This window comes from Mesorhizobium sp. WSM4830 (assembly GCF_055811495.1).
Genome location: NZ_JBVVQI010000010.1, coordinates 1 through 25,641 on the forward strand (window position 1 = coordinate 1; position 25,641 = coordinate 25,641).

Genomic DNA, 25,641 nt, shown 5'->3' on the forward strand with positions numbered 1-25,641 from the left:
CGGACATATGGATGCAAGCGATCCGATCAGACCTGAGCCACACCTTGCAAGCAGGGGGCCGTCCACATATGGATCCCGGGGTCTGCGCCGCGTCGCTGCGCTCCTTGCTCCGCCCCAGGATGACGATGTGAAGGGAACTAGGAGGCGATTTTGATCACGGCCAGCCAGGCATAGCCGCGATAAAGCGTTTGGAAACGGAAGCTTGCGCCAACTCTTGCAGATTCCGAATCCAGAACCGCGCGCAGCGATTGAGGTGGCTCGACATGGAATTTTTTCAGCCAGCTGCGCAACAGCGTGCGGAACCAGCCGGGCAGGGCTTCCTGCTGGCCAAAATCGACGACATGCAGCGAGCCGCCCGGTGACAGGGCAGCAAGTGCGGCGGACACTGTCTTCTCCCAGCCGGGGATCATCGACAGCGAATACGAGACGAATATCCGGTCGAAACTTTCGACGCCGAACAGCGCCTTCGCGTCGAAATCGGTGGCGTCGCCGCGCGCCAGCGTAACGCGGCCGGAGAGGCTTTCGCGGGCAAGGGCGGCGGTGGCCGTCTCCAGCATCTCGGCCGAAATATCGAGGCCGAAGAAGCGCGCGCCGGGATAGCGGCGGGCGGCGAGGATGATGTTGCGGCCGGTGCCGCAGCCGAGCTCGAGCACGGTCCCGCCGGCCGGCACATCCAGTCCGTCGATAAGCCGGTCGCGGCCGAGCAGATAGTATTTGCGGGTCAGGTCGTAGACATGACGCTGCCAGCGATAGACGCCGTCCATCAGCTCGGCATGGCTGGCCGGCAAGTCGGTCGTGCTCATGCGGCCCGCTTCACATAGAGGTGGAAGCCGCCATAGATGGCCGAGCGGTCGCGCGCCGAAAACTCGCGCGAGGCGTCGTTCTCGTAGCGCCACTGGTCGAGCAGCGAATTCGAGACGCGGCCGGGCAGCAGGCTGGGTTCCGCTGCGGTGCGGAAGATGACGCGGGCGCCGGTGGAGGCGGTTCGGGTGATCTCGGCCCACAACCCGTTGAGCTGGTCGTCGGTCATCCAGTCCTGTGCGTCGAGCAGCACGAAGCGGTCGACCGAACCGGCATCCTTGCCGGCAAGGAACTCGATCAGATTGGCGTGGTGGATGGCGACGCGATCGACATTGTTGCGGATCGTCTCGTAGTTGCGCTTTTCGAGATAGGCGGGCAGGGCGGCCTCGCCCGGGTTGGGATAGCGGCGGGCAAAGGCCTGCCAGGCAAAATAGTTGGTCTTCAGCGGAAAATCGCAGGCGAGCTTTTCCAGCCGGGCCTTCAGCACGCTGGCCATGGTGCCGTCGCCCGAGGTGATCAGCGAATCGTACTGGGCCGGCGGAATGCCGAGGCCGAACAGCGAAGCTTTTCGCGAAGTTGCCCATTTCAGCAGCGGCTTTTCGAAGACCGGCGCCAGCTCCTCATCGAAGAAACGGCGTTGATCGGCGATGCTCTTGGCGTCCATGATGCCGGCCGGGTCGACGCCGAAGAGCTTTGCGGTGCGGTGGCCCATGGCGATGAACAGACCAAGCAGGCCGGTCTGGTAGAAATTGCGGTCGAAGACGGCGATGCGGCGACGGCCGCGCCAGTTGCGCCGCTCCCAATAATGACGGCTGACCGGATCGAGATGCGGCGCGATGAAGCGGTCGTAGGCCTGCGAATTGTGCCCGGTCTCTGCCGCGCCGAAGAAACGGAAAAGGTCGCCCTGCGACGGCAGGTGACGCACGGCTTCGAGCTTCATGCGGTTCAGCGCGATATGGGCGGCGTTGAGGTCGACGGCATCGATCCTTTCCGGCGAGCAGGTGAGATAGGCGAGGATGTTGCAGCCGCCGGAGGCAATGGTGACGATGCGGTGGCCCTTGCCGAGTTGCATCGCGTCCATGTCGATTTCGGGGTCTTCCCAGATCTGCGGATAGACGAGGCCGGAGAACAGGAAGGCGAACAAGCGTTCGGAGATGCCAGCCTTCGACAGCGGGCGGTTCTGGTAGACGGCCTTGCCGACCTCCTTGCCGCGGCGAAAAACCAGTTCCCCAGAAATGTCCGTCATGGCAAGGCGATTCCCCGTTTGCTTTGCCGCAAGCGGGTAGCGCAGGGTCATGACAGGCCGGTGACAGGTTCCTATGTCTGGCCAAATCCGCCAGGGGTCGGCGTCGTCACGATGACCGCCTCGCCGGCGTCGAGCACCGTCTGGTCGCAGGCCTTCAGGATTTCGACGCGGCCATCCTTGCGGCGGACCTTAGTCGAGCCGGCCTCGCCGTCGCCGCCGCCGCCGAGGCCTTGCGGCGGGCGGTTGCGATGCGAGGACAGGATCGCGCATTCCATCTTTTCGAGGAAGCGGACGGTGCGCTTGGTGCCGTCGCCGGCATTCCATTTGCCTTTGCCGCCGGAGCCCTCGCGGATATGGAAATCCTCGAGCAGTACCGGGAAACGCAGTTCCAGCACTTCGGGATCGGTCAGGCGCGAATTGGTCATATGGGTGTGGACGCCGGAGGTGCCGGCAAAGCCGCGGCCGTCGTTCATCCGGCCGGCCGGCGAGCCCGAGCAGATCGTCTCGTAATATTGGTACTGCTTGTTGCCGAAGGTGAGGTTGTTCATCGTGCCTTGCGCGTTGGCCATCGCCCTCATCGCCCCGAACAGCGCGTTGGTGACGTGCTGCGAGGTCTCGACATTGCCGGCGACAACCGCCGCGGGATAGGCGGGCTTGAGCATCGAGCCGTCGGGAATGATGATATTGATCGGCCGCAGACATCCGGCATTCATCGGGATGTTGTCTTCGACCATGACGCGGAAGGCATAAAGCACAGCGGCTCGGGCGACTGGCTCCGGCGCATTGAAATTGTTCTTCATCACCGGCGACGTGCCGGTGAAGTCGACGGTCGCTTCGCGCTTCTCCCGGTCGATAGTCATCTTCACCTTGATCTTTTGGCCGGTGTCGGTCGGATATTCGTATTCGGAACTGTCGGGCAGCCGCTCCAGCACACGGCGCACGCTTTCGGCGGCATTGTCCTGGACGTGACCCATATAGGCTTCGACCACATCGAGGCCGAAATGCGCGACCATCTTGCGCAGCTCGGCGACGCCCTTTTCGTTCGCGGCGATCTGCGCCTTGAGGTCGGCGATGTTCTGGTGCGGATTGCGCGCCGGATAGGGATGGTCGGTGAGCAGCGTCTCGAGGTCCTTCTCGCGGAACCGGCCGCGATCGACGATGCGGAAATTATCGAACAGCACGCCTTCTTCGTCGACGGTTGTGGCAAGCGGCGTCATCGAGCCGGGCGCGGTGCCGCCGATGTCGGCATGGTGGCCACGCGAGGCGACGTAAAAGAGGATTTCCTCCCCCCTTGAGGGGGAGGTGCCGCCGAAGGCGGCGGAGGGGGTCGCTGCGGCAGTGCTCGACGTTCTTGCGGTGCCTTCTGAGAGGACCCCACCCGGCCGCTCCGCGGCCACCCTCCCCTCGAGGGGGAGGGAAAAGACAGGCGTCACGACTGTGATATCAGGCAGATGCGTGCCGCCATTGTAAGGCGCGTTCAGCGCAAAGACATCGCCTGGGTGAATGTCGCCGGAATTGAGCCGGATGATGGTCTCCACCGAGCGGTCCATGGAGCCGAGATGCACCGGCATATGCGGCGCGTTGGCGACCAGCGCGCCGTTCCGGTCGAAAACGGCGCAGGAGAAATCGAGCCGTTCCTTGATGTTGACGGAATAGGCGGTGTTTTGCAGCGTTACGCCCATCTGTTCGGCGATCGACATGAACAGGTTGTTGAAGACCTCCAGCATCACCGGATCGGCTTCGGTGCCGAGTGCGGCGTGCCGGTACTTCTTCTCGACGCGCCGCATCAATACGTGCTCCTTGGCGGTGATCTCGGCCTGCCAGCCCGGCTCGACGACAATGGTCTGGTTAGGCTCGATGATCAAAGCGGGGCCGGCGATCTTGTTACCGGGCTTCAGCGTTTCGCGAGGGAAAATGCCGGCGTCGCGCCAGACGCCGTCGACAAAGATTTTCCGGGTCCCGGAAGGACTTGCGGCCACGTCTTCAACAACTGAATCGCTTTCGTCGCGGCCGGTGCCGCCGGTATCGGTACCTTCGACGCCGACCGATTCGACGATCATCGGCTTGTCTTCGTAGACGAAACCGAACTGCGCCTTGTGCGCCAGTTCGAAGTCCGCCTTGGCCTGCGCGATCGAGCCGTGCCCAAAGTTCACAGGCAGTGCGGTATCGGTGCCGTCGTAGCGGATCTGCAGCACCGGTCTCGAGGCGACCGCGTCTTCGCTGATGCCTTGCGCGGCGAGTTCGTCGATGACGGCTTTGCGCAGCGTTGCGATGAGTTCATCGATTGCTGGCCCGGAATTGTCCGCCAGCGGCTTCAGCAGCGCCTGCTGGCGTGACGCAAACACCGAGGATAGTCCTATGCCGTATGCCGACAGCAGGCCGGAGAACGGATGGATCAGCACCGCCTCCACGCCGAGCGCATCGGCGACCAGGCAAGCGTGCTGGCCGCCGGCGCCGCCGAAACAGTTCAGGAGGTATTCGGTGACGTCGTAGCCGCGCTGCACCGAAATCTTCTTGATGGCATTGGCCATGTTTTCGACGGCGATGGTGATGAACCCTTCGGCGACGGTTTCCGGCGGGCGGCCGTCGCCGATCTCGGCGGCAAGTGCGGTGAATTTTTCGCGAACCGTCTGCACGTCGAGCGGTTCGTCCTGGCCCGGCCCAAAAATGGCCGGGAAGAACTCGGGCTGCAGCTTGCCCAGCATGACATTGGCATCGGTGACGGCCAGCGGGCCGCCGCGCCTATAGGCGGCCGGGCCGGGATTGGCGCCGGCCGAATCCGGCCCGGCGCGGAAGCGGCCGGCCTCATAGTGCAGGATCGAGCCACCGCCGGCGGCGACGGTGTGGATGCGCATCATCGGCGCGCGGATGCGCACCCCGGCGACCTCGGTGTCGAAGGCGCGCTCGTAGTCGCCATCGTAATGGGCGACATCGGTGGAGGTGCCGCCCATGTCGAAGCCGATGACCTTGCCGAAACCGGCGAGTTTTGCCGTCTCGACCATGCCGACGACACCGCCGGCCGGGCCGGACAACAGCGCATCCTTGCCCTGGAACATGTCGGCAGCGGTGAGGCCGCCCGACGACATCATGAACATGAGGCGAGGGGATTGGCCAATCTCGCCCCTTGTGGGGGAGATGCCCGGCAGGGCAGAGGGGGGCGTGACAGACTGAGATGTTGGCGGGACAGCGCCCCCCTCTGGCAGCTGCGCAGCCATCTCCCCCTCGAGAGGGGAGATTGGCGCGGCACCCAGTTCCGCCGCCACCTTCTGCACATACCTTGCCAGGATCGGCGACAGATAGGCGTCGACCACCGTGGTGTCGCCGCGGCCGACTAGCTTGATCAGCGGCGAGACCTCGTGACTGACCGAGACCTGCGAAAATCCGAGCTTTCGACAGACTTTGGCGACCGCCTTTTCGTGCTCGGGATGTTTCCAGGCATGCATGAAGACGATCGCGACCGCATCGATGCCGTCCGCCTTGGCTTGCTCAATAGCCGGGCGTACGGAAGCAATGTCGAGCAGGTGCTCGACACTGCCGTCGGCGCGAACCCTTTCGTCGATTTCGACGACACGCTCATAGAGCTGTTCGGGAAGGATGATCTGCTTGGCAAAGATATCGGGCCTGGCCTGATAGGCAATCCTCAGCGCATCGCGGAACCCTTTGGTGATGAGCAGCAGCACACGGTCGCCCTTGCGCTCGAGAAGCGCATTGGTGGCAACCGTGGTGCCCATTTTGACATCGCCGATCAGAGCGGAGGGGATTGGAGCGCCGGGCTGGACGCCGAGCAGCTCGCGAATGCCCTGGATGGCAGCATCGGCATAGGCTTCGGGATTTTCCGAAAGGAGTTTCCTGGGATGCAGCCCGCCTTCCGGGTCATGGCCGATGACGTCGGTGAAGGTACCGCCGCGGTCGATCCAGAAATCCCATTTTGCGGTCATGGCAGCGGCTCCCGGGATTTTCCCTGTTCGATCTGTTAGCTCGCGAGGCCCTGACCGGCAATCGTCAAGTGATTGGAATATGTTACAGGCAGAAATGCAACGTTACGAAACTCATGCGCGGCTTACGCATTGTGTCCTCGACCGCCGCCGGTAACGGAGGCGTGATTAGAGGAGAGATATCATGAAGAAACTCATTCTTGCGTCGGTGTCGGCGCTTGCGTTGCTTGGCCTTGCCGCCTGCAGCAACAGTGGCACCGACAACACCACGACGCAGAGCACCAACCCGCCGGCATCCGACCAGACGATGAAGCCGGCTGCTCCTGACGCCAACAAGCCTGCCGAGCCGGCTCCGGCTCCGGCGCCTGCGCCGGCTGCCCCGGCGCAGTAGTCGCAGTAGTCAATGTGACAGCCAAGGAAGGCCGGCTCACACGCCGGCCTTTCTGCTGCTTGCGATATCCGCGCCTCGCGGCCGAGTGCGACGACGCGGGTTTGCTCGCAGCGGCTTCCATCGGCCGATTTCCATGCGTAAGCACTAGCGGCAGCCGCCTCAGGCATTGCGCCAAATCGATTGGGCCAGCCCCTGCGGCACTGTCTTGGCTTGATAGCGATGGGCGGTTGGCCCTATGAAGCCCTCATGTCGATTTGGGACCGCCTCGGCGACTTCGTCACACGCGTTTCATCTTCAGCGTCGTCAGGCGTCGCCGAAGTGGTCGAGGCCGTGCGCACGGTTTTCTCCGGCGACGCCGATCTGCGCCGGCGCGTCGCCTTCTCGGTGGCGATGATCGCCCTGTCGGCCAAGATGGCCAAGGCAGACGGCATCGTCACGCAAGACGAGGTGCGCGCCTTCCAGGAAATATTCGAGGTGCCGAAGGAACAGAGGCGCAATGTGGCGCGGCTCTACGATTTGGCCAAACGCGACATCGCCGGTTTCGAGACCTATGCCGAGCGGATGGCGCAGCTTTGCGGTTCGGGTCATTCGAATTGCCTGATGCTCGAGGACATACTCGACGGGCTGTTCCACATCGCCAAGGCCGACGGGCTAGTGCATGAGCGCGAGGGCCAGTTCCTGCATCGCATCGCCGAGATCTTCCGCATCGATGAGGCGCATTACCAGAGCATCCTGGCCCGGCATGTCGATCTGGGTGCCGCCGATCCTTACGTCGTGCTCGGCATCGAGCGTGGGAAGCCGTTCGAGGAGGTCCGCAGGCGCTACCGCAAGCTGGTCTCCGACAATCATCCGGACCGGCTGATCGCACGCGGCCTGCCGCAGGAATTCATCAAGATCGCGACGACCAGGCTGGCGGCGATCAACGCGGCCTATGAAATGATCGAGCGAGGCCTGCGGCACGCATGAGCGGCTTTCCGCCCGACGAGCCGAGCGCCGAGGTCAGGGTATCGCCGAATGTCGGGCCACGACGCGGAACGCTCGGACCAGATATGATCGTGCTGCACTACACCGGCATGGCGACCGGCGCCGGTGCCGAGGCATGGTTGTGCGATCCGGCAAGCGAGGTCTCGTCGCACTACATGGTCCATGAGGACGGCCGCATTGTTCAGATGGTAAGGGAAAGCGACCGCGCCTGGCATGCCGGTAAGAGTTCGTGGTTCGGACAGAGCGACATCAACTCCTGTTCGATCGGCATCGAGATCGTCAATCCGGGGCATACGCTCGGCTATCGCAACTTTCCAAAACCGCAGATCGACGCGGTGATCGGCCTCTGCGCGGGCATCGTCGAGCGCCATTCCATTCCGGCGCAGCGGGTGCTCGCGCATTCCGACGTGGCACCGGGGCGCAAGGTCGATCCGGGCGAGAAATTTCCATGGAAGGCCTTGTTTGCCGCCGGTGTCGGCCATGTTGTGCCGGCAGCGCCGATCCGGCGTGGCGCCGTGCTGAAGCCAGGCGATACCGGAGCCGAGGTCGAGGCGCTGCAGTCGATGCTGGCGCTCTATGGTTATGGCGTCGAGATCACCGGCGCTTTCGACCGGCAGACCGAAATCGTGGTCGAGGCATTTCAGCGGCATTTCCGGCAGCGCCTGGTCGATGGCATGGCTGACGGATCGACGATCCGCACGCTGGAAAGGCTGCTCGCTTCCGCAAGGATAGCCTCTCTCAAATAGTCTTTCCCAAGCTTCAAAGTTACAATCTGTTACCCAAAGTGACTTGCGTCGCCTTCTTTGGCGCCAATTCCGTCGTCAAAGGCGATCCGTACAGATTGTCGGACCTCTATCCCCCAGATGTTCCGATGTTGATTGAGGGTATCTGCGCGAAGTTCTTTGTGCAGATCAAACAGAACAGGATCACATGCAGAAATTGACCGTTTTAACGGCAGCCATTGCTGCCGGCGTAATGACTTTTGCCTTCAGTGCGGCGAACAGCGCACCGCTGAGCCAGCGGGCCGATCAAGGCTTCAGTGCTGCAGCCGGCAAAACCGCCGTGCCGAAAGGTGGTGCAAAAGTAGAGAAGACCGCCACCGCAAAAGTGGAAAAAGCGGCCGTGGTAAAGTCGAAAAAGCCAGCCTCCGCCAGAAAGCCAACCGCTGCCAGAAAGACAATCGCCAAACAGCATGTGAAGCGTAACCGCAAACGCATCGACCACATGGTAACGGCGTCAGTCGCTCCGAAGAGCAGGCCAGTGCCCCAGGCGGCGGTTGTCGGCGGCAACGGACAGTACTCGGCGATCATTGCGCGTTACGCCGCCAGCTATGGCGTGCCGATATCGCTCGCCAACGCCGTCATCAAGATCGAGAGCAACTACCAGCCGAACCAGGTCGGCAGCGCCGGCGAGATCGGCCTGATGCAGATCAAGCCGGCGACGGCAAGAATGATGGGCTATAGCGGTTCGGTTCAGGGTCTCTACGATCCCGATACCAACATCAAATACGGCATGAAGTACCTTGCCATGGCGCAGGATCTCGGCGGCGGCACGACCTGTGGCACGATCCTGAAATACAATGCCGGCCACGGCGCCACACGGATGAACCCGGTGTCCGCAGCCTATTGCGGCAAGGTCAAGGTGCAACTGGCAGCACTTGGAGCGCCCGCCTGACAAGGGATAACTTGCTTTTTCGGGCCTGAACCCCTTTATACGCCTTGCCAGCTGGCCGGGCGGCCGCACCCGCGAAGCCGAAAGGCTGCGGGTGAGGAAAGTCCGGGCTCCATGGAGACACGGTGCCGGTTAATGGCCGGCGGGGGCGACCCCAGGGAAAGTGCCACAGAAAGCAAACCGCCACGATCCAATCGTGGCAAGGGTGAAAGGGTGGGGTAAGAGCCCACCGCGCGACTGGCAACAGGAGCGGCACGGTAAACCCCACCGGGAGCAAGACCGAATAGGGGCGGTGCGAGGGGAAACCCTCGAGGGCTGTTTCCGGCTCACCGTCCGGGTAGGTTGCGTGAGGCGCATGGCAACATGCGCCCAAGATGAATGGCCGCCACGTTCTCGCCCCGCAAGGGGCGAGGGCCATACAGAACCCGGCTTACAGGCCAGCTGGCAGTTTCCCATATCGAAGAAAAATCTTTGAAATCAGTAGGCTGCGCCTTCGGGCGCAGCCATTGATTCACTTTTCGACCCGCAATCGAGCGCGGCATTTCCTTGAAAATGGTGCGATTAAATCGTACCATTTGGACAAGACTATCAGGAGAGCCTCATGGGACAGGTCGATAAACGCAGCATCACGCTGTCGCCGGAACTGGCCGCGGCGGTCGACGACGTGGTGGCCGCCGGCGAATATGCCTCGGCGAGCGAAGTGATCCGCGACGCGCTGCGGCAATGGAAGGATCGGCGCGACCTGCTCGGCTACACCGTCGAGGAGTTGCGCAGACTGGTGCAGGAGGGGATCGACAGCGGGCCGGGGCGGTTTGCGTCGATCGACGAAATAAAGGCCGAAGCGCGGAGACGATTGAAACCCGACAGCGCGGCATGAATTTGCTGCCCATCATCCGAACTGCACATGCAGAAGAGGATTTGATCGCGATCTGGCTTTACGTTGCGCAAGACAGCGAGGCTGCAGCGGATCGGTTGCTCGATCGGATCGAAGCCCGCTGGCAGCAAGTGGCCACTTATCCCTTCTCAGGTGCACCGCGCGAAGACATCGCGCCGGGCATCCGTCACCTGATCGTCGGCGAATACCTCACTTTGTACCATGTCAGGGAAGAGGCGATCGAAATCGTTCGCGTGCTGCACGGCCGGCGCAAGATCGACGCCGGCGATCTGAATTCGTGATTGCCGATTCAGCCACCGATTGCGTCTAGCGACGCCTCGATCGCCTGCCAAAGCTCTTCCACCGGCTCGCAGCCGACCGACAGGCGAACGAAGCCGGGCGGAACGGCGTCTCCCCTTTTTGATCGCCGTTCGGCCGAGGTGTGTACGCCGCCGAACGATGTCGCTGCCTGCATCAAGTCGCAGTTGTTGATGAAATCCTCGGCCTTGTCCTCCGAGGCGAGCACGAACGAGATGAGAAATCCGAAGCGCTCCATCTGGGCGCAGGCAAGATTGTGCGATGGATCGCTCTCCAGTCCCGGAAAGCGCAAGCCGCTGATCGCGCGATGGTTTTTCAGCCGTCGCGCTATCATTTCGGCGGAGGTGCACATGCGGTCGAAGCGCACGTCCAGCGTTTCGAGGCCGCGATGCACCAGCCATGCCTCGAACGGCCCGGGGATGGCGCCTGACGTCTCGCGCCAGTCGGTCACCCTCGAGATGATGTCCGCGTCGCGGCTGGCGACATGGCCGAACAGCACATCGGAATGGCCATTTGGCGCCTTGGTGTCGGCAGCAATGACGATATCGGCGCCGAGATCGAGCGGGCGCTGGCCGAAAGGTGTCATCGTCGTGTTGTCGACCACAAGCACCGCACCTGCTCTATGCACGGCCTCGGCGACGGCTGCGATGTCACATATATCCAGTCCCGGGTTGGCGGGCGTTTCGACGAAGGCAAGCCGATATCCGTCGAAGCCGCCGTCGAGGAAGCTCGATGTCGGCCGGACATCATAAGCGACGCCGAAGGATTTCAGGAAGCGCTCTGCCAGCGCTCGTGTCGTATGGTAACCGTCGGAGGGCAGCAGGATACGGTCGCCGGCTTTGAGCAGGCCGAAAAATACCGCCGAGATGGCAGCCATCCCCGAGGGAAAGGCGACGCATGGGGCGTCTTCCAGATGCGCCAGCATGTGCTCGACCGCATCCCAGGTCGGATTGCTGAAGCGGCCATATTGATCGAATCCGGTGGCGTCACCCGGCGCGTGGAAAATGGCGGCCATGGTCAGGGGCAAGGGGATCGGGTCGCCCTTGGCAAGCCTGCCGCGACGCAGATGGGGAAGTGCCGCGGCGCGCGACTTGGCTGTTTCGGACATGGTTTCAAACCTCGTTGCTGACCGGAAAAGAAGATGCCGAGGCTAAGCGCGGCAGCGATCCGCAGCAAGCCGCCTCCGGTTGGACCACACGGCCCTAAACGCTTCGTTAGGCTTAATGGAGGATAAAGACCGGAGTGCCGTCAAAGCTGCTCTCCCCAGTCGTGGCAGGCGCGTTTTGAAGACTGTTCCCGTTGACGCCCATAACACCCCATGATATCCCATTCCGATACTCAAGCCTTCGTTCCGTGTCAGGGTGAAGCGTACGCCAATCGGGCAGCCGCGGCGGCTGCGCGTTTGCCTGCGTTCGCCCGTCATGATGAAGCGGGTTTTGGACGTCGACCGGGCCGGGGCGGCGCGGACAGGAAGATGCAGAGGGGTGCGGCGGCGCAAGCGGCCGTAACGCGTAATGGACCGGTTTCTGTCGAACGCGGTGAACAGGATCGATGCGAAGGGACGGGTGTCCGTGCCGGCGCATTTCCGTGCCGTTGTGCAGAAACGCGGCTATTCGGAACTTTATGCGCTACGCTGCCTGGATCGCCCGGCGATGGATGTCGGTGGGCTCGACCTGCTCGATCGCTACGAGCAGCGTATCGCCCAGGAAGACCCGTTCCTGCAGACGGCGGACGACATGTCGTTCTTCTGCCATGGCGATGGAACGTTTCTGAAGCTCGACCAGGACGGCCGTATCACGATGAGCGATTTCATTCGCGAGCATACTGGCATTTCAGCGGAAGTGGCCTTCGTTGGCCGCGGCAATTTCTTTCAGATCTGGGAGCCGGGACGGCTCAGCGCCTATGGGACGGAAGCACGCGCCCGGCTTTTGCAGCTTCGGCAGCGGACGAAGCCCGGGGAGCGGCCGGAATGATGGCGGGCGACGGCGATGAAGTTCATGCCGTTGGCGGACCAGCCCGTCACATTCCGGTCCTCCTTGCCGAAGTTCTGGAGGCGCTGGCGCCGACAAAAGGCGAGGTGATCGTCGACGGCACGTTCGGTGCCGGCGGCTACACCAAGGCCATTCTGGCAAGCGGAGCCTCGGTCGTCGCCATCGACCGCGATCCGGATGCGATCGTGGCGGGGCGGGCCCTTGAACAGCAGTTCGGCGGCAAGCTCAGGCTTGTCCAGGCACCGTTCTCGACGCTCGACGAGCAGGTTGAAAGTGCCGATGGCGTCGTGCTCGACATCGGCATCTCCTCCATGCAGATCGACCAGCCGGAGCGCGGCTTTTCGTTCCGGGCCGATGGACCGCTCGACATGCGCATGGCGCAGGCGGGCCTGAGCGCCGCCGACGTCGTCAACACCTTCAAGGTGGGCGATCTTGCCCGCATCTTCGGCTTTCTCGGCGAGGAACGCCATGCCGGGCGCATCGCCCGAATGATCGAGAGCCGTCGCGAAAAACGCCCCTTCGAGCGCACGCTCGACCTTGCCGATGCCATCGAGACGCATATCGGCCGCGCGCCGAAAGACAAAATCCATCCGGCTACCCGCGTTTTCCAGGCGCTGCGCATCTTCGTCAATGATGAACTCGGCGAACTTGCCAAGGCACTGTTTGCCGCCGAGCGCGTGCTGAAACCGGGCGGCCGGCTTGCCGTGGTGACCTTCCATTCCCTCGAGGACCGCATCGTTAAGCGCTTCATCGCAGACAGGGCCGATTCAGCGACCGGATCGCGGCATCTGCCCGAGGCGCAGGCGCGCGCCGCCACCTTCACCAAGAAGGGCGGCGGCGTGACGCCTGGCGATGCCGAGATATCGGCAAATCCGCGAGCGCGCTCGGCAAGGCTGCGCGCTGCGATCCGTACAGAGGCGCCGGCGCGTGCCGGCGATTTTTCGATTTTCGGCCTGCCAAAACTGCCTGGCCCAAAGCTTCCCGGCGCCGATCGACCGGGAGAGAGGTGAGCACGTGTTTCGTACCAGCGACATAGTCCTGATCGCCGTCATGGTTTCGGCGGCTGCCCTGACCTACAAGACCAAGCGCGAGGCCGAGGAGCAACTGGCGGCAGTGCACAAGATCCAGGCGCAGATCCGTTATGAAGACGACACGATCGACCTGCTCAAGGCGGACTGGAGCCTGCTTACCCAGCCGTCGCGCCTGCAGAAGCTCACCGAAATCTACAAATCGCAACTCGGACTCGAGCCGGTCAATGCGCGGCAGATCGTTGGGCTGGACGATCTGCCGGCGAAACCCGTCAACATCGAGGACCTTTCATCGCAGCGGCTGGGCGGCATGGCCGATGTCGGCGGCAAGGATCCCGTGGTGACCGGAGGCATCGTCCAATGATCACCGGATTTCCAATCGCCGCCAGATTTCCAAAGATTGTGAGGCTGCTGAAGCGCGGCTCGAAGCCGAATGCGGGCGGATCGATCGTGGTCGAAGGCGCCCGCAAGGCGACCGGTGGCAAGGGCCGGACCCGCATCGTCATGACGATGGCGGTGTTCTTCGGCATCTATTCGACCATTGCCGGGCGGCTGGTCTATCTGGGTTTCCAGAATCCCGACCTGTCGGGCGGGCCACAGAGCCGGGTGACGGCGTCGCGACCAGACATCGTCGACCGTAACGGCGAAGTGCTGGCGACCGACATCAAGACGGCGTCGCTGTTTGCCGAGCCGCGCCGTATCGTCGATGCCGACGAGGCGATCGAAAAGCTGTCGACGGTGCTTCCCGAGATCGACTACGAGCAGACATATAACAAGCTGAAGAGCGGCGCTGGCTTCGTCTGGCTGCAGCGGCAACTGACGCCGAAGCAGCAGGCCGACATCATGCAGCTCGGCATCCCCGGCTTCGGCTTCCGCACCGAGAAGCGCCGGTTCTATCCGGCCGGCGAAACCTCGTCCTACATTGTCGGCCTCACCAACATCGACAATCAGGGCATCTCCGGCATGGAGAAATACATCGACGAACAGGGTTTGAGCGACCTTCAGGCGTCGGGCCTGGCGGTGGCCAAGGATTTGAAGCCGGTGCAGCTCTCGATCGACCTGCGCGTCCAGCATATCGTGCGCGACGAGGTCGCCACCGGCATGGAAAAATACCACGCTATCGCCGCGGGCGCCGTCGTGCTCAACGTCAAGACCGGCGAGGTGCTGGCGATGGCCTCGGTTCCGGATTTCGATCCGAACAACCCCTATAACGCGCAGGACAAGGACCGGCTCAACCGCATGTCGGCTGGCCTCTACGAAATGGGGTCGACCTTCAAGAGCTTCACCACCGCAATGGCGCTCGATTCCGGCAAGATAACGCTGCAAAGCCGTTTCGATGCGTCGCGCCCGATCAGGATCGGCCATCAAACGATCCATGATTTCCATGGCAAGGGCCGGGTACTGTCGGTGCCGGAAGTGTTCATCTACTCGTCCAATATCGGCTCAGCCAAGGAAGCCGAAGCGGTTGGCATCGACGGACACCGCGAATTCCTGCATCGCCTGGGAATCCTCGAGAAGATGCAAACCGAACTGCCGGAAGTCGCCCGGCCGACCGAGCCCAAGGTCTGGAAGCAGGTCAATTCGATCACCATCGCCTTCGGCCACGGTGTGTCGACGACGCCGCTGCAGACGGCGGTCGGCTGCGCCGCGCTGATGAATGGCGGCTATCTGATGGACCCGACCTTCCTGCCGCGCACGCAGCAGCAGGCGATGGCGGTGGCCAAGAAAGTGGTCAACGACAAGACTGTCGAGGGCATGCGCTATCTCTATGCACTCAATGCCGAAAAGGGATCCGGCCGCAATGCACGGGTGCCAGGATACCGGGTGGGCGGCAAGACGGGAACGGCGGAGAAGGTCGTCAACGGCCGTTACTCGAAGGAAAAGAATTTCAACGCCTTCGTCGCGGCTTTCCCGATGGACGATCCGCAATACATAGTGCTTACGATCGCCGACGAACCGAAGCCGGAAAAGCCCGGCATGGGTGCTACGGCCGCCTCGAACGCGGGCATCATGGCTGCAAACATCATCCGACGTGCGGCTTCCATGCTTGGCGTGAAGCCAGATTTCAGCCATGAAAATGGTGCAACGCTGGTTTCCTATCAGTGATTCTTGGGGCGCGCCGGCAACTGCGCGCTATTTTGTTGCGATGAACGGGGTTCGATGAAGCTGAAAAATCTAGCCGGTATCCTGCCTGTCGAGGGGACAGCTTCCTTCGACATGGAGGTTACAGGGATTTCGTCGGATTCCCGCCAGGTAACACGGGGGGTCGTCTTTTTCGCGCTGACCGGCTCCAAGGCGGATGGCGCAGCCTACGCAGCCGAGGCCGCGAGCCGCGGCGCTGCAGCGATCGTGGTCGGCAAGGGCAGTACGGTCGCCGGGCTGCCAGTTCCGGTTCTTGTCGTAGACGATCCGCGCCTTGCGCTTGCGCTGAGTGCGGCCCGTTATTTCGGCAAGCAACCGCAAACCATGGTCGCGGTGACCGGAACCAGCGGCAAGACCTCGGTCGCCGCATTCACCCGGCAGATATGGGAGCAGGCGGGCCTCGCCGCCGCTTCGATCGGCACGACCGGCGTGGTGGCGCCGGGCCGCAACGAATATGGCTCGCTGACCACGCCGGATCCGGTGGCACTGCACAGGCTGCTCAAGGAGTTGGCGGAGGCCGGCGTCACCCACGCCTCGATGGAAGCGTCCAGCCATGGCCTCGACCAGCGCCGGCTCGACGGCGTCAAGCTTGCGGCCGGCGGCTTCACCAATCTCGGCCGCGATCATATGGACTATCATCCGACGGTCGAGGACTATCATCGCGCCAAATTGCGTCTGTTCGACGCGCTGCTGCCGAAGGGCGCGCCGGCCATCATCTTTGCCGACGACCCGTGGTCGGAGCCGACGATCAAGGCGGCGCATGCAGCGGGACTGAACGTGCTGACGGTCGGACGCCACGGCGATTTCCTGCGGCTGAAGCGGGTCGAGCACGAGCGCCACCGCCAGCGCGCCGAGGTCGAAGCGGACGGCGTTCTCCATGAAGTCGACTTGCCGCTGGCCGGCGACTTCCAGATTGCAAATGCGCTGGTGTCGGCCGGCCTCGCCATTTCGACTGGAACATCTGTTGCCAAAGCGCTGATGGCGCTGGAGAAATTGAAGGGTGCACCGGGGCGGCTCGACCTCGTTGGGACGGCCGCCAATGGCGCGCCGGTCTATGTCGACTACGCGCACAAGCCGGATGCGCTGGAAAACGTGCTGGCTTCGGTGCGCCCCTTTACCACCGGCCGCGTCATCGTCGTATTCGGTTGCGGCGGCGACCGGGACCGGGGCAAGCGGCCGATCATGGGCGAGATCGCCACAAGACTGGCCGACGTCGTCATCGTCACCGACGACAATCCCCGCTCGGAAGTACCCGAGACGATCCGCGCCGCGATTCTGGCGGCCGCACCGGGTGCGATCGAGGTCGGCGACCGGCGCAAGGCCATTCACGAGGCAGTGGGGATGCTTCACGCTGGCGACACGCTGATCGTGGCCGGCAAGGGCCATGAGGAAGGCCAGACCATCGGCACCGAGACGCTGCATTTTTCCGATCATGAGGAAGTTCGCTCGGCGCTCAGGGAGCAAGCAGCGTGAGCTATCTGTGGACCTCCGAGGCGCTGGTTGCCGCCATGGATGGCCGGCCGCTCGGTCCGATGCCTGAAGGCATCGCCGGCATTTCCATCGACAGCCGCAGCCTGCAGCCGGGAGACGCTTTCTTCGCCATCAAGGGCGAGGCCATGGACGGCCATGATTTCGTCACCGCCGCCATCAAGGCGGGTGCCGGCGTGCTGGTCGTCGCCGAGGGCAAGCTGCCGTCGCTGGGGCGGCTGACGGCACCGATGATCGTCGTGGAGGACGTGCTTGTCGCTCTGGAAAAGCTTGGCGTTGCCGCGCGCGCACGCTCAAAGGCGAGGGTGATTGCCGTGACCGGGTCGGCGGGCAAAACCACCACCAAGGAAGCGCTACGCCACGCTCTGTCCGCAGTCGGTACGGTGCATGCATCGGCCCAGTCGTTCAACAATCACTGGGGCGTGCCGCTGACGCTGGCGCGCATGCCGCAGGATTGCGACTATGCCGTCTTCGAGATCGGCATGAACCATCCGGACGAGATCCGGCCTCTGGTCAAGATGGTCCGGCCGCATGTCGCCATCGTTACGCTGATCGCGGCCGCTCACCTCGGCTTCTTCCGCAACCTGGATGAGATCGCCAAGGCCAAGGCAGAGGTTTTCGAGGGACTGGAGCCCGGTGGCGCCGCCCTTCTCAACCGCGACGACCAGCGCTGGAAGCTGCTGGAGAAGATGGCGAAAGAGGCCGGCGTCGAGCATGTCTACGGGTTCGGCGAGAATGCCCGGGCGACCTTCAAACTGATCAAATGCGAGCTCAATGCCGATCACTCGGTCATCACCGCCAAGATTGGCGGGCACGAGATTGTCGCCAGGATCGGCGCGCCGGGCCGCCATATGGTGCAGAATGTGCTCGCGGTGCTTGGCGCCGCGCATCTGGTCGGCGCCGACGTCACCAGGGTTGCGCAGGCGCTGGCCGATCTTTCGCCCGAACGCGGACGCGGCAAGCGCTATGTGTTGCGTCATCCCAAGGGGCCGATCACGCTGATCGACGAGAGCTACAACGCCAATCCGGCGTCGATGAGCGCAGCAATGGCACTGCTCAACACGACGCCGGTGTCGGGCGAAGGCAGGCGCATTGCCGTGCTCGGCGATATGCTCGAGCTCGGCAGCCATTCGGCGAAATTGCATGCCGCGCTTGCCGACCTGATCGTCGGCACCGACACGCGCACGGTCTTTCTCGGTGGCCCGGAAATGCGGGCGCTGGCCGACGTTTTGCCCGGCGAGATCAGGACGGAGTACCGCGCCGGCGCGGAAGATCTGAAGCCGGTTCTTCTATCGGAATTGAAGCCCGGCGACGTGGTCATGATCAAATCGTCGAAGGGCATAGGCTTTTCAAAGCTGGTCGAGGCGTTGCTCGGCAAGTTTCCGGCGGAAGCCGCAACCAGCAGACAGACCTAGGATCGGTCCGGGGGACGCAAGCGCATGCTAACACTGCTCGTCGAATTTGCGGACAAGATCTCGGTCTTCAACGTCTTCCGCTACATAACTTTCCGCACCGGCGGAGCGCTGATCACAGCGGCGCTGATCGTGTTCATCTTCGGACCGACCATCATCAATTCGCTGAGGCTGCGGCAAGGCAAGGGCCAGCCGATCCGTGCCGACGGGCCGCAGACGCATTTCAAGAAGGCGGGAACGCCGACCATGGGCGGACTGATGATCCTGTCCGGCATTGTCGGTTCGTCGCTGCTGTGGGCGAACCTGTCGAGTATCTACGTCTGGGTGGTGCTGCTGGTGACGCTGGGGTTCGGCTCAATCGGCTTTTACGACGATTATCTCAAAGTAACCAAGCAATCGCATCTCGGCTTTTCCGGCAAGGCGCGGCTGGGGCTCGAATTCGTCATCGCAGGCATCGCCGCCTGGGTGATCATGCATAACGGCCAGGCGCCCTTCTCGTCATCGTTGACATTCCCTTTCGCCAAGGAGTTTCTCGTCAATCTCGGCTGGTTCTTCATCCCATTCTCGTGCTTCGTCATCGTCGGCGCCGGCAATGCGGTGAACCTGACCGACGGCCTTGACGGGCTGGCGATCGTGCCGATCATGATCGCCGCCGCATCCTTCGGCGTCATCGCCTATCTCTCCGGCAATGCGGTGTTCGCCGAATATCTGCAGATCCATTTCGTGCCCGGCACCGGTGAACTTGCAGTGGTCCTTGGAGCGGTGATCGGCGCCGGGCTTGGCTTCCTCTGGTTCAATGCGCCGCCGGCGGCGATCTTCATGGGCGACACCGGCTCGCTGGCACTGGGTGGGCTGATCGGCACGGTCGCGGTGGCAACCAAGCACGAGATCGTGCTGGTCATAGTCGGCGGCCTGTTCGTCGTCGAGATATTCTCGGTCATCATCCAGGTCGGCTACTTCAAGATGACCGGCAAGCGCGTCTTCCTGATGGCGCCGATCCACCATCATTTCGAAAAGCTCGGCTGGACCGAAAGCCAGGTGGTGATCCGCTTCTGGATCATCGCCGTCATCCTGGCGCTGGTCGGCCTGTCGACCCTGAAGCTCAGATAGGAGGCCGCTTGATCCCCGCCGCATCCTTTTCAGGCAAGCGCGTTTCGCTCTTCGGGCTCGGCGGCTCGGGGATCGCTACGGCGCGCGCGCTGATCGAGGGCGGCGCGGATGTGCTGGCCTGGGACGACAATCCCGACAGCGTCGCCAAGGCCGGCGCGGTCGGCATCACGACAGCGGATCTGCGCGGCGCGGACTGGGCGAGGTTTTCCGCCTTCGTGCTGTCGCCCGGCGTGCCGCTGACGCATCCCAAGCCGCACTGGACCGTCGAGCTCGCGCGGGGCTCGGGCGTCGAGATCATCGGCGACGTCGAGCTTTTCTGCCGCGAGCGGACCTTGCTGTCGCCGGCAGCGCCGTTCATCGCCATCACCGGCACCAACGGCAAATCGACGACGACGGCGCTGACCGCGCATATCCTGAAATCGACCGGTCGCGACACGCAGATGGGCGGCAATATCGGCCGCGCGGTGATGACGCTCGATCCGCCGCAGCCGGAGCGGCACTATGTGGTTGAGTGCTCTTCCTACCAGATCGATCTTGCCCCCTCGATCAATCCGACGGCCGGTGTGCTGCTCAATCTGACGCCGGACCATCTCGACCGCCATGGCACGATGCAACACTACGCCTCGATCAAGGAGCGGCTGGTGGCCGGCAGCGAGACGGCAATCATCGGTGTCGACGATTCCTGGTGCGCCCAGATCGCCGATCGGCTGGAGCGAGCCGGCCGGCAGGTCATTCGGATTTCCAAGCGCCTGCCGCTGACCGACGGCTATTTCGCCGACGGCACCAACCTGATGGAAGCCGTGCACGGCCGCTACAGCCGTGTCGCCTTCCTCGAAGGCATCGGCTCGTTGCGCGGCCAGCACAATGCGCAGAATGCACTGGCTGCCGCCGCCGCCTGTCTCAAGGTCGGGCTCGAACTCGGCGAGATCCAATCCGGACTGGAGAGTTTCCCGGGGCTGGCGCACCGCATGGAGCAGGTCGGCCGCAAAGGTCATGTGCTGTTCGTCAACGATTCCAAGGCGACCAATGCCGATGCGGCTGCACCGGCGCTGTCGAGCTTTGCGCGTATCTACTGGATTGCCGGCGGCCTGCCGAAAGAGGGCGGCATCGAGCCGTTACGCGGCTTCTTCCCGCGCATCGCCAAGGCCTATCTGATCGGCGAAGCCGCACCGGCCTTTTCGGCGACGCTGGGCGAAGCGGTGCCTTACGAGATATCAGGCACGTTGGCTGCGGCGGTCGAACACGCCGCCCTCGATGCGGCCAGGGATAATAGCGGCGAGGCAGTGGTGCTGCTGTCGCCGGCCTGCGCCAGTTTCGACCAGTTCAAGAATTTCGAAGTCCGCGGCGAGGCGTTCAGGCAAGCCGCAACCGCCATTGATGGCGTGAAGCCCATCGGAGGGACACGATAATGCAAAGCCGTCTCGACAAAAGCCCTGTGGCGACCTGGTGGTGGACGATCGATCGCTGGTTCCTGGCGGCGTTCCTGTCGCTGATGGGGCTCGGCATCGTTTTGTCTTTCGCCGCAAGCCCGGCGGTGGCCGAGCGCATCGGGCTAGACAGTTTCCATTTCGCCACACGCCAGATTATCTTCACCATTCCGGCGCTTGGGGTAATGCTGGCCGTCTCGTTCCTTGAATCCAGGCAGATCCGGCGCATGGCGCTGGTCATGTTGTGCATCATGCTGTTTCTGATGGTGGCAGTGCTCTATATCGGCGTCGAGGTGAAGGGCGCGCGGCGCTGGGTGTCGCTAGCCGGCCTGTCGATCCAGCCGTCCGAGTTCCTGAAACCGGCCTTTGTCATCATCTGCGCCTGGCTGTTCGCCGAGCACAAGCGCCAGCCCGACATTCCGGGCAATCTGTTCGCCATGTTGCTGCTTGCACTGGTCATCTCGCTGCTGGTGGCGCAGCCTGACCTTGGGCAGACCATGCTGGTGCTCGGCACCTGGGGGGTGATGTTCTTCATGGCCGGGTTGCCGTGGCTGTGGATCGTCGCGCTGGGTGCTGCAGGCGTCGGCGGCGTGTTCGCCGCCTATGCGGTATTCCCGCACGTTGCCGGCCGTATCGACCGCTTCATGACCGGCGAGGGCGACACGTTCCAGGTCGACATGGGCCGCGAGGCGCTGATCAATGGCGGCTGGTTCGGCGTCGGGCCGGGCGAGGGTACCGTCAAGCGGGTCATCCCCGACAGCCACGCCGATTTTGTCTTCTCCGTCGCCGGCGAGGAATTCGGGCTGATCATGTGTTTCTTCATCATGTCCATCTTCGGTTTCATCGTGCTGCGCGGTCTCAACACGGCACTCAGGGAGCAGGACGATTTCACCCGCTACGCGGTGGGCGGCCTGGTTACGGTCTTCGGCCTGCAGTCGGTCATCAACATGGCCGTCAATCTGCAGCTGATGCCGGCCAAGGGCATGACGCTGCCGTTCATCTCCTACGGCGGCTCTTCGCAGATCGCGATCGCCATCTCGATGGGCATGGTGCTGGCGCTGACGCGCAAGCGCCCGGAAAAGCGCAAGCAGCTGGGCTTCATGCCGTCGCCGCGTGCGATGCCGGCGGAGTGAGATGGCGAAGGGGGTTATCCTTCTGGCGGCAGGCGGAACGGGCGGACATCTGTTCCCGGCCGAGGCGCTGGCACATGAACTGACCAAGCGCGGCTGGACGGTGCATCTGGCGACGGACGACCGCGCCGAGCGCTTTGCCGGGCAGTTCCCGGCGGCCGCCATCCATCCGATCCAGTCGGCGACGATGGGCTCGAAGAATCCCTTTGCTATGCTCACCGCGTTTTGGAAAATCTGGCGTGGGGTTAGGCAGGCATCGGCCGTCATCGCAAGCATCAAGCCCGCCATCGTGGTCGGCTTCGGCGGCTATCCGACACTGCCGCCGCTTTACGCGGCGACCCGGCGCAAGGTGCCGACGCTGATCCACGAGCAGAATGCGGTCATGGGCCGCGCCAACCGGGCGCTCGCCGGCCGCGTCGACGCCGTTGCCGGCGGGTTCCTGCCGGAAGACATCAGTGCCACTGGCGCAAAGACGGTGACCACCGGCAATCCGGTCAGGCCGCAAGTATTAGAGGCCGCGAATACACCCTATGCTGCTTCGGCCGGCGAAGAGCCGTTCCGGTTTCTGGTATTTGGAGGCAGCCAGGGCGCGCAGTTCTTTTCCGACGCGGTGCCGGCGGCGATCGCCCGGTTTTCCGATGCCCAGCGTGGGCGACTGGCGATCACGCAGCAGGCCCGCGCCGACGATGTGGCGCGGGTGAAAGCCGCCTATGCCGCGCTTGGCATCGAGGCCGAGGTGTCGCCCTTCTTCACCGACATGGCGGCGCGGCTCGCGGCGGCGCATCTGGTGATGTCGCGCTCCGGCGCGTCGACCGTATCGGAAATCGCGGTGATCGGCAGGCCGGCGCTGCTGGTGCCTTATCCGCACGCGCTCGACCACGACCAGGCGGCGAATGCGGCGGCCCTTGCCGCAGCGGGTGGCGCCGAGGTGCATCCGCAATCCACGCTTTCGGCGGAGCGGATCGCTGCGCTTGTCGGCGGGCTGATGGATGATCCAGGCAGGGCGGCGACAATGGCTGCGGCGGCGAAATCGTCCGGTAAACCGGATGCCGCGCGGTTGCTCGCCGATCTGACAGAGGCTATTGCGTCCAGGAAATCCGTTTCGGAATTCAGGAAGGAGACGCACGCATGAAGATGCCACAGACGATCGGCCTCGTGCATTTCATAGGTATTGGCGGCATCGGCATGAGCGGCATCGCCGAGGTGCTGCACAATCTCGGCTACAAGGTGCAGGGATCCGATCAGGCCGACAGCGCCAATGTGCAGCGGCTGCGCGACAAGGGCATCGAATGCTTCGTCGGCCATCAGGCCGAGAACCTCGGCGAGGCCGAAGTGGTCGTCGTCTCCACCGCAATCAAGAAATCAAACCCGGAGCTGAAGGCGGCGAGAGAGAAGTTGCTGCCGATCGTGCGGCGCGCCGAAATGCTGGCCGAGCTGATGCGCTTCCGGCAGGCGGTCGCGATCGGCGGCACGCATGGCAAGACGACGACGACTTCGATGGTGGCGACGCTGCTCGAAGCCGGCGGGCTCGACCCGACGGTGATCAATGGCGGCATCATCAATGCCTATGGCACCAATGCCCGCATGGGCGACGGCGAATGGATGGTGGTCGAGGCCGACGAGAGCGACGGCACCTTCCTCAAGCTGCCGGCCGAGATTGCCGTCGTCACCAATATCGACCCCGAGCATCTCGACCATTACGGCTCCTTCGACAAAGTGCGCGAGGCGTTTCGCCAGTTCGTCGAGAATGTGCCGTTCTACGGCTTCGGCGTGATGTGCACCGACCATCCCGAGGTGCAGGCGCTGGTCGGGCGCATCGAGGACCGGCGCGTCATTACCTATGGCGAAAATGCGCAGGCCGACGTGCGCTTCACCAATCACCGCATGGACGGCCCGACCTCGGAATTCGACGTGGTGATCCGCGACCGCAAGACGCACGGCCAGATAACGATATCAGGTCTGCGGCTGCCCATGCCCGGGCGCCACAATGTCTCCAATGCGACGGCGGCGATTGCAGTCGCGCATGAGCTCGGCCTTTCGGCTGAGGCAATCAAGAAGGGCCTGTCGTCCTTCGCCGGCGTCAAGCGGCGCTTCACCCGCATCGGCTCGTGGAACGGTGTCGATATCTTCGATGATTACGGCCATCACCCGGTCGAGATCACGGCGGTGCTGAAGGCGGCGCGCAGCGCTACTAAGGGCCGCATCATCGCCGTTACCCAACCGCACCGCTTCACCCGGCTGCGCGATCTGTTCGACGAGTTTTCCGTCTGCTTCAACGACGCCGACACGGTAATGGTGGCGCCCGTCTATGCGGCCGGCGAGGAACCGATCGATGGCGTTACGTCCGACGCACTGGTGTCGCGCATCCGCTCCGGCGGCCATCGCGACGCACGGTACATCGAAGGTCCGGCGGCGATAGCGCCGATCGTGCGCGAGGTGGCGAAGCCGGGCGATTTCGTCGTCTTCCTCGGCGCCGGCAACATCACCCAATGGGCCTATGCGCTGCCCAAGGAACTCGGCGGGACCATCTCATGATGCGCGGCCAGGCGTTGATCGAGAAGCTTGGCGACCGGCTTGCCGGACTGCGCGGCCGCATCACGCCCAATGCCGAGATGGACAAGATCACCTGGTTTCGAGCCGGCGGGCTCGCGGACGCATTGTTTCAGCCGGCCGACGAGGACGATCTTGCCACGTTCCTGAAGGCGGTGCCGGAGGAAATTCCGCTGACCATCATCGGCGTCGGCTCGAACCTGCTTGTCCGTGACGGCGGCATTGCGGGCTTTGTCATCCGGCTTTCGGCCAAAGGCTTTGGCGAGACCGAAGTGATTGCGCCGACCACGATCAAGGCGGGCGCCGCGACACCCGACAAGCGCCTTGCGGCCGTCGCCTACGAGGCCGGCATCGGTGGCTTTCATTTCTACCACGGCATTCCCGGCGCCATTGGCGGAGCGCTGAGGATGAACGCCGGCGCCAATGGCGTCGAGACGCGCGAGCGCGTGGTCGAGGTGCGGGCACTCGACCGCAAGGGCAATGTTCATACGCTGAGCAATGCCGATATGGGCTATGCCTATCGCCATTCATCGGCGCCGTCCGGGCTGATCTTCACGTCGGCGCTGTTCGAAGGCGTTCCCGAGGACAAGGCGGCGATCAAGGCCGCGATGGATGCTGTCCAGAACCATCGCGAGACCGTGCAGCCGATCCGCGAAAAAACCGGTGGCTCGACCTTCAAGAATCCCGAGGGCACCTCGGCCTGGAAGGAAATCGACAAGGCCGGCTGCCGCGGCCTGATGGTCGGCGGGGCGCAGATGTCGCCGATGCATTGCAACTTCATGATCAACACCGGAACGGCCACAGGCTACGAGCTTGAATATCTCGGTGAGACGGTGCGCGCGCGTGTGCTCGAAAAATCGGGCATCCGGCTGCAGTGGGAGATCAAGCGCATCGGTAATTTTCGGCCGGGCCATGCCGTCCAGGAATTTCTCGGGCAGTTGCTTTAGGCAAGCCGACCGCCGTTGCCTCTCGGACTCATGAATTCACATTTTGCTGCCGTTTTTGCGGAAAGTGAATCCATCGGAATCGTAAGCACTTGCCAGCGAATCAACTCTCTGATTCTCTGCCCTGAAGCGTTTCCTGATTTGAGTCGTTTCGACGCGTTACTCGCGTTTCCGTCTGGGGGGCAACCTGCCGGGAGAC

Annotated in this window: 22 protein-coding genes and 1 other RNA gene; 19 read left to right on the plus strand and 4 right to left on the minus strand. The window is 63.3% G+C overall.

Going from position 1 to position 25,641, the window contains the following annotated elements:
- Positions 1-137: 137 nt before the first annotated feature.
- The 3 genes from AC0L2Y_RS14750 to AC0L2Y_RS14760 are packed head-to-tail and all read right to left on the minus strand — an operon-like array spanning position 138 to position 5,985.
- On the minus strand, positions 138-803 hold the full coding sequence (locus tag AC0L2Y_RS14750) for a class I SAM-dependent methyltransferase (RefSeq protein WP_473557226.1): 666 nt from the start codon (positions 801-803) through the stop codon (positions 138-140).
- The gene (locus AC0L2Y_RS14755; protein WP_473557228.1) at positions 800-2,098 is read right to left on the minus strand and encodes a BtaA family protein; all 1,299 of its coding nucleotides are present in this window, start codon (positions 2,096-2,098) and stop codon (positions 800-802) included. The genes AC0L2Y_RS14750 and AC0L2Y_RS14755 overlap by 4 nt, the downstream gene beginning before the upstream one ends.
- Before the next feature lie 20 nt (positions 2,099-2,118).
- Complete coding sequence (locus AC0L2Y_RS14760) at positions 2,119-5,985, minus strand: hydantoinase B/oxoprolinase family protein (protein WP_473557230.1); 3,867 nt, start codon at positions 5,983-5,985, stop codon at positions 2,119-2,121.
- Between the two features lie 181 nt (positions 5,986-6,166).
- Here AC0L2Y_RS14760 and AC0L2Y_RS14765 point away from each other — a divergent pair, with 181 nt between their 5' ends.
- From AC0L2Y_RS14765 to AC0L2Y_RS14795, 7 genes are all read left to right on the plus strand, one after another.
- Complete coding sequence (locus AC0L2Y_RS14765) at positions 6,167-6,373, plus strand: hypothetical protein (RefSeq protein ID WP_023676780.1); 207 nt, start codon at positions 6,167-6,169, stop codon at positions 6,371-6,373.
- Positions 6,374-6,619: 246 nt separating this feature from the next.
- Positions 6,620-7,339 carry a DnaJ family molecular chaperone gene (locus tag AC0L2Y_RS14770; protein WP_352453144.1) on the plus strand — a complete coding sequence of 240 codons (720 nt, stop codon included), beginning with the start codon at positions 6,620-6,622 and terminating at the stop codon, positions 7,337-7,339.
- Positions 7,336-8,103, plus strand: coding sequence for an N-acetylmuramoyl-L-alanine amidase (locus AC0L2Y_RS14775; protein WP_473557233.1), 768 nt, complete (start codon positions 7,336-7,338; stop codon positions 8,101-8,103). The genes AC0L2Y_RS14770 and AC0L2Y_RS14775 overlap by 4 nt, the downstream gene beginning before the upstream one ends.
- A 184-nt stretch (positions 8,104-8,287) precedes the next feature.
- On the plus strand, positions 8,288-9,031 hold the full coding sequence (locus AC0L2Y_RS14780; protein WP_352492710.1) for a lytic transglycosylase domain-containing protein: 744 nt from the start codon (positions 8,288-8,290) through the stop codon (positions 9,029-9,031).
- A gap of 47 nt (positions 9,032-9,078) precedes the next feature.
- An RNA gene (gene rnpB / locus AC0L2Y_RS14785) (RNase P RNA component class A) lies at positions 9,079-9,477 on the plus strand.
- Positions 9,478-9,629: 152 nt separating this feature from the next.
- A complete protein-coding gene (locus tag AC0L2Y_RS14790; RefSeq protein ID WP_352492709.1) occupies positions 9,630-9,905 on the plus strand; it encodes a type II toxin-antitoxin system ParD family antitoxin in 276 nt (91 codons plus the stop codon).
- A complete protein-coding gene (locus AC0L2Y_RS14795; RefSeq protein WP_352492708.1) occupies positions 9,902-10,204 on the plus strand; it encodes a type II toxin-antitoxin system RelE/ParE family toxin in 303 nt (100 codons plus the stop codon). Before AC0L2Y_RS14790 ends, AC0L2Y_RS14795 begins: the two co-directional genes overlap by 4 nt.
- An 8-nt stretch (positions 10,205-10,212) precedes the next feature.
- Here the strand turns inward: AC0L2Y_RS14795 and AC0L2Y_RS14800 are convergent, their stop codons facing one another.
- Positions 10,213-11,328 carry a cystathionine gamma-lyase gene (locus AC0L2Y_RS14800; RefSeq protein ID WP_352709678.1) on the minus strand — a complete coding sequence of 372 codons (1,116 nt, stop codon included), beginning with the start codon at positions 11,326-11,328 and terminating at the stop codon, positions 10,213-10,215.
- 406 nt (positions 11,329-11,734) lie between these two features.
- On the opposite strand from AC0L2Y_RS14800, the gene mraZ reads away from it, so the two are divergent.
- The 12 genes from mraZ to murB are packed head-to-tail and all read left to right on the plus strand — an operon-like array spanning position 11,735 to position 25,445.
- Positions 11,735-12,193: a division/cell wall cluster transcriptional repressor MraZ gene (gene mraZ, locus AC0L2Y_RS14805; RefSeq protein WP_473557236.1), complete on the plus strand. Its 459-nt coding sequence runs from the start codon at positions 11,735-11,737 to the stop codon at positions 12,191-12,193.
- Positions 12,190-13,221, plus strand: coding sequence for a 16S rRNA (cytosine(1402)-N(4))-methyltransferase RsmH (gene rsmH / locus AC0L2Y_RS14810; RefSeq protein WP_473557239.1), 1,032 nt, complete (start codon positions 12,190-12,192; stop codon positions 13,219-13,221). Before mraZ ends, rsmH begins: the two co-directional genes overlap by 4 nt.
- A gap of 4 nt (positions 13,222-13,225) precedes the next feature.
- Positions 13,226-13,603, plus strand: coding sequence for a cell division protein FtsL (ftsL, locus tag AC0L2Y_RS14815; RefSeq protein WP_473557241.1), 378 nt, complete (start codon positions 13,226-13,228; stop codon positions 13,601-13,603).
- A complete protein-coding gene (locus tag AC0L2Y_RS14820; protein ID WP_473557244.1) occupies positions 13,600-15,345 on the plus strand; it encodes a peptidoglycan D,D-transpeptidase FtsI family protein in 1,746 nt (581 codons plus the stop codon). The genes ftsL and AC0L2Y_RS14820 overlap by 4 nt, the downstream gene beginning before the upstream one ends.
- 54 nt (positions 15,346-15,399) lie before the next feature.
- Positions 15,400-16,854 (plus strand): UDP-N-acetylmuramoyl-L-alanyl-D-glutamate--2,6-diaminopimelate ligase, encoded by a 1,455-nt coding sequence (locus AC0L2Y_RS14825; protein ID WP_473557246.1) that lies wholly within the window; start codon positions 15,400-15,402, stop codon positions 16,852-16,854.
- Positions 16,851-18,284: a UDP-N-acetylmuramoylalanyl-D-glutamyl-2,6-diaminopimelate--D-alanyl-D-alanine ligase gene (locus AC0L2Y_RS14830; RefSeq protein WP_473557248.1), complete on the plus strand. Its 1,434-nt coding sequence runs from the start codon at positions 16,851-16,853 to the stop codon at positions 18,282-18,284. Before AC0L2Y_RS14825 ends, AC0L2Y_RS14830 begins: the two co-directional genes overlap by 4 nt.
- 24 nt (positions 18,285-18,308) lie before the next feature.
- Positions 18,309-19,391, plus strand: coding sequence for a phospho-N-acetylmuramoyl-pentapeptide-transferase (mraY, locus tag AC0L2Y_RS14835; RefSeq protein ID WP_023676767.1), 1,083 nt, complete (start codon positions 18,309-18,311; stop codon positions 19,389-19,391).
- Between the two features lie 8 nt (positions 19,392-19,399).
- The gene (gene murD, locus AC0L2Y_RS14840) at positions 19,400-20,800 is read left to right on the plus strand and encodes a UDP-N-acetylmuramoyl-L-alanine--D-glutamate ligase (protein WP_473557251.1); all 1,401 of its coding nucleotides are present in this window, start codon (positions 19,400-19,402) and stop codon (positions 20,798-20,800) included.
- Positions 20,800-21,951, plus strand: a complete 1,152-nt coding sequence (gene ftsW, locus AC0L2Y_RS14845; RefSeq protein ID WP_352456168.1) for a putative lipid II flippase FtsW — start codon at positions 20,800-20,802, stop codon at positions 21,949-21,951. The genes murD and ftsW overlap by 1 nt, the downstream gene beginning before the upstream one ends.
- A 1-nt stretch (position 21,952) precedes the next feature.
- Positions 21,953-23,080 carry an undecaprenyldiphospho-muramoylpentapeptide beta-N-acetylglucosaminyltransferase gene (gene murG / locus AC0L2Y_RS14850; RefSeq protein ID WP_473557253.1) on the plus strand — a complete coding sequence of 376 codons (1,128 nt, stop codon included), beginning with the start codon at positions 21,953-21,955 and terminating at the stop codon, positions 23,078-23,080.
- A complete protein-coding gene (gene murC, locus AC0L2Y_RS14855) occupies positions 23,077-24,483 on the plus strand; it encodes a UDP-N-acetylmuramate--L-alanine ligase (RefSeq protein ID WP_473557255.1) in 1,407 nt (468 codons plus the stop codon). Before murG ends, murC begins: the two co-directional genes overlap by 4 nt.
- Positions 24,480-25,445: a UDP-N-acetylmuramate dehydrogenase gene (gene murB / locus AC0L2Y_RS14860; RefSeq protein WP_473557258.1), complete on the plus strand. Its 966-nt coding sequence runs from the start codon at positions 24,480-24,482 to the stop codon at positions 25,443-25,445. Before murC ends, murB begins: the two co-directional genes overlap by 4 nt.
- The last annotated feature ends 196 nt before the right edge of the window (positions 25,446-25,641 follow it).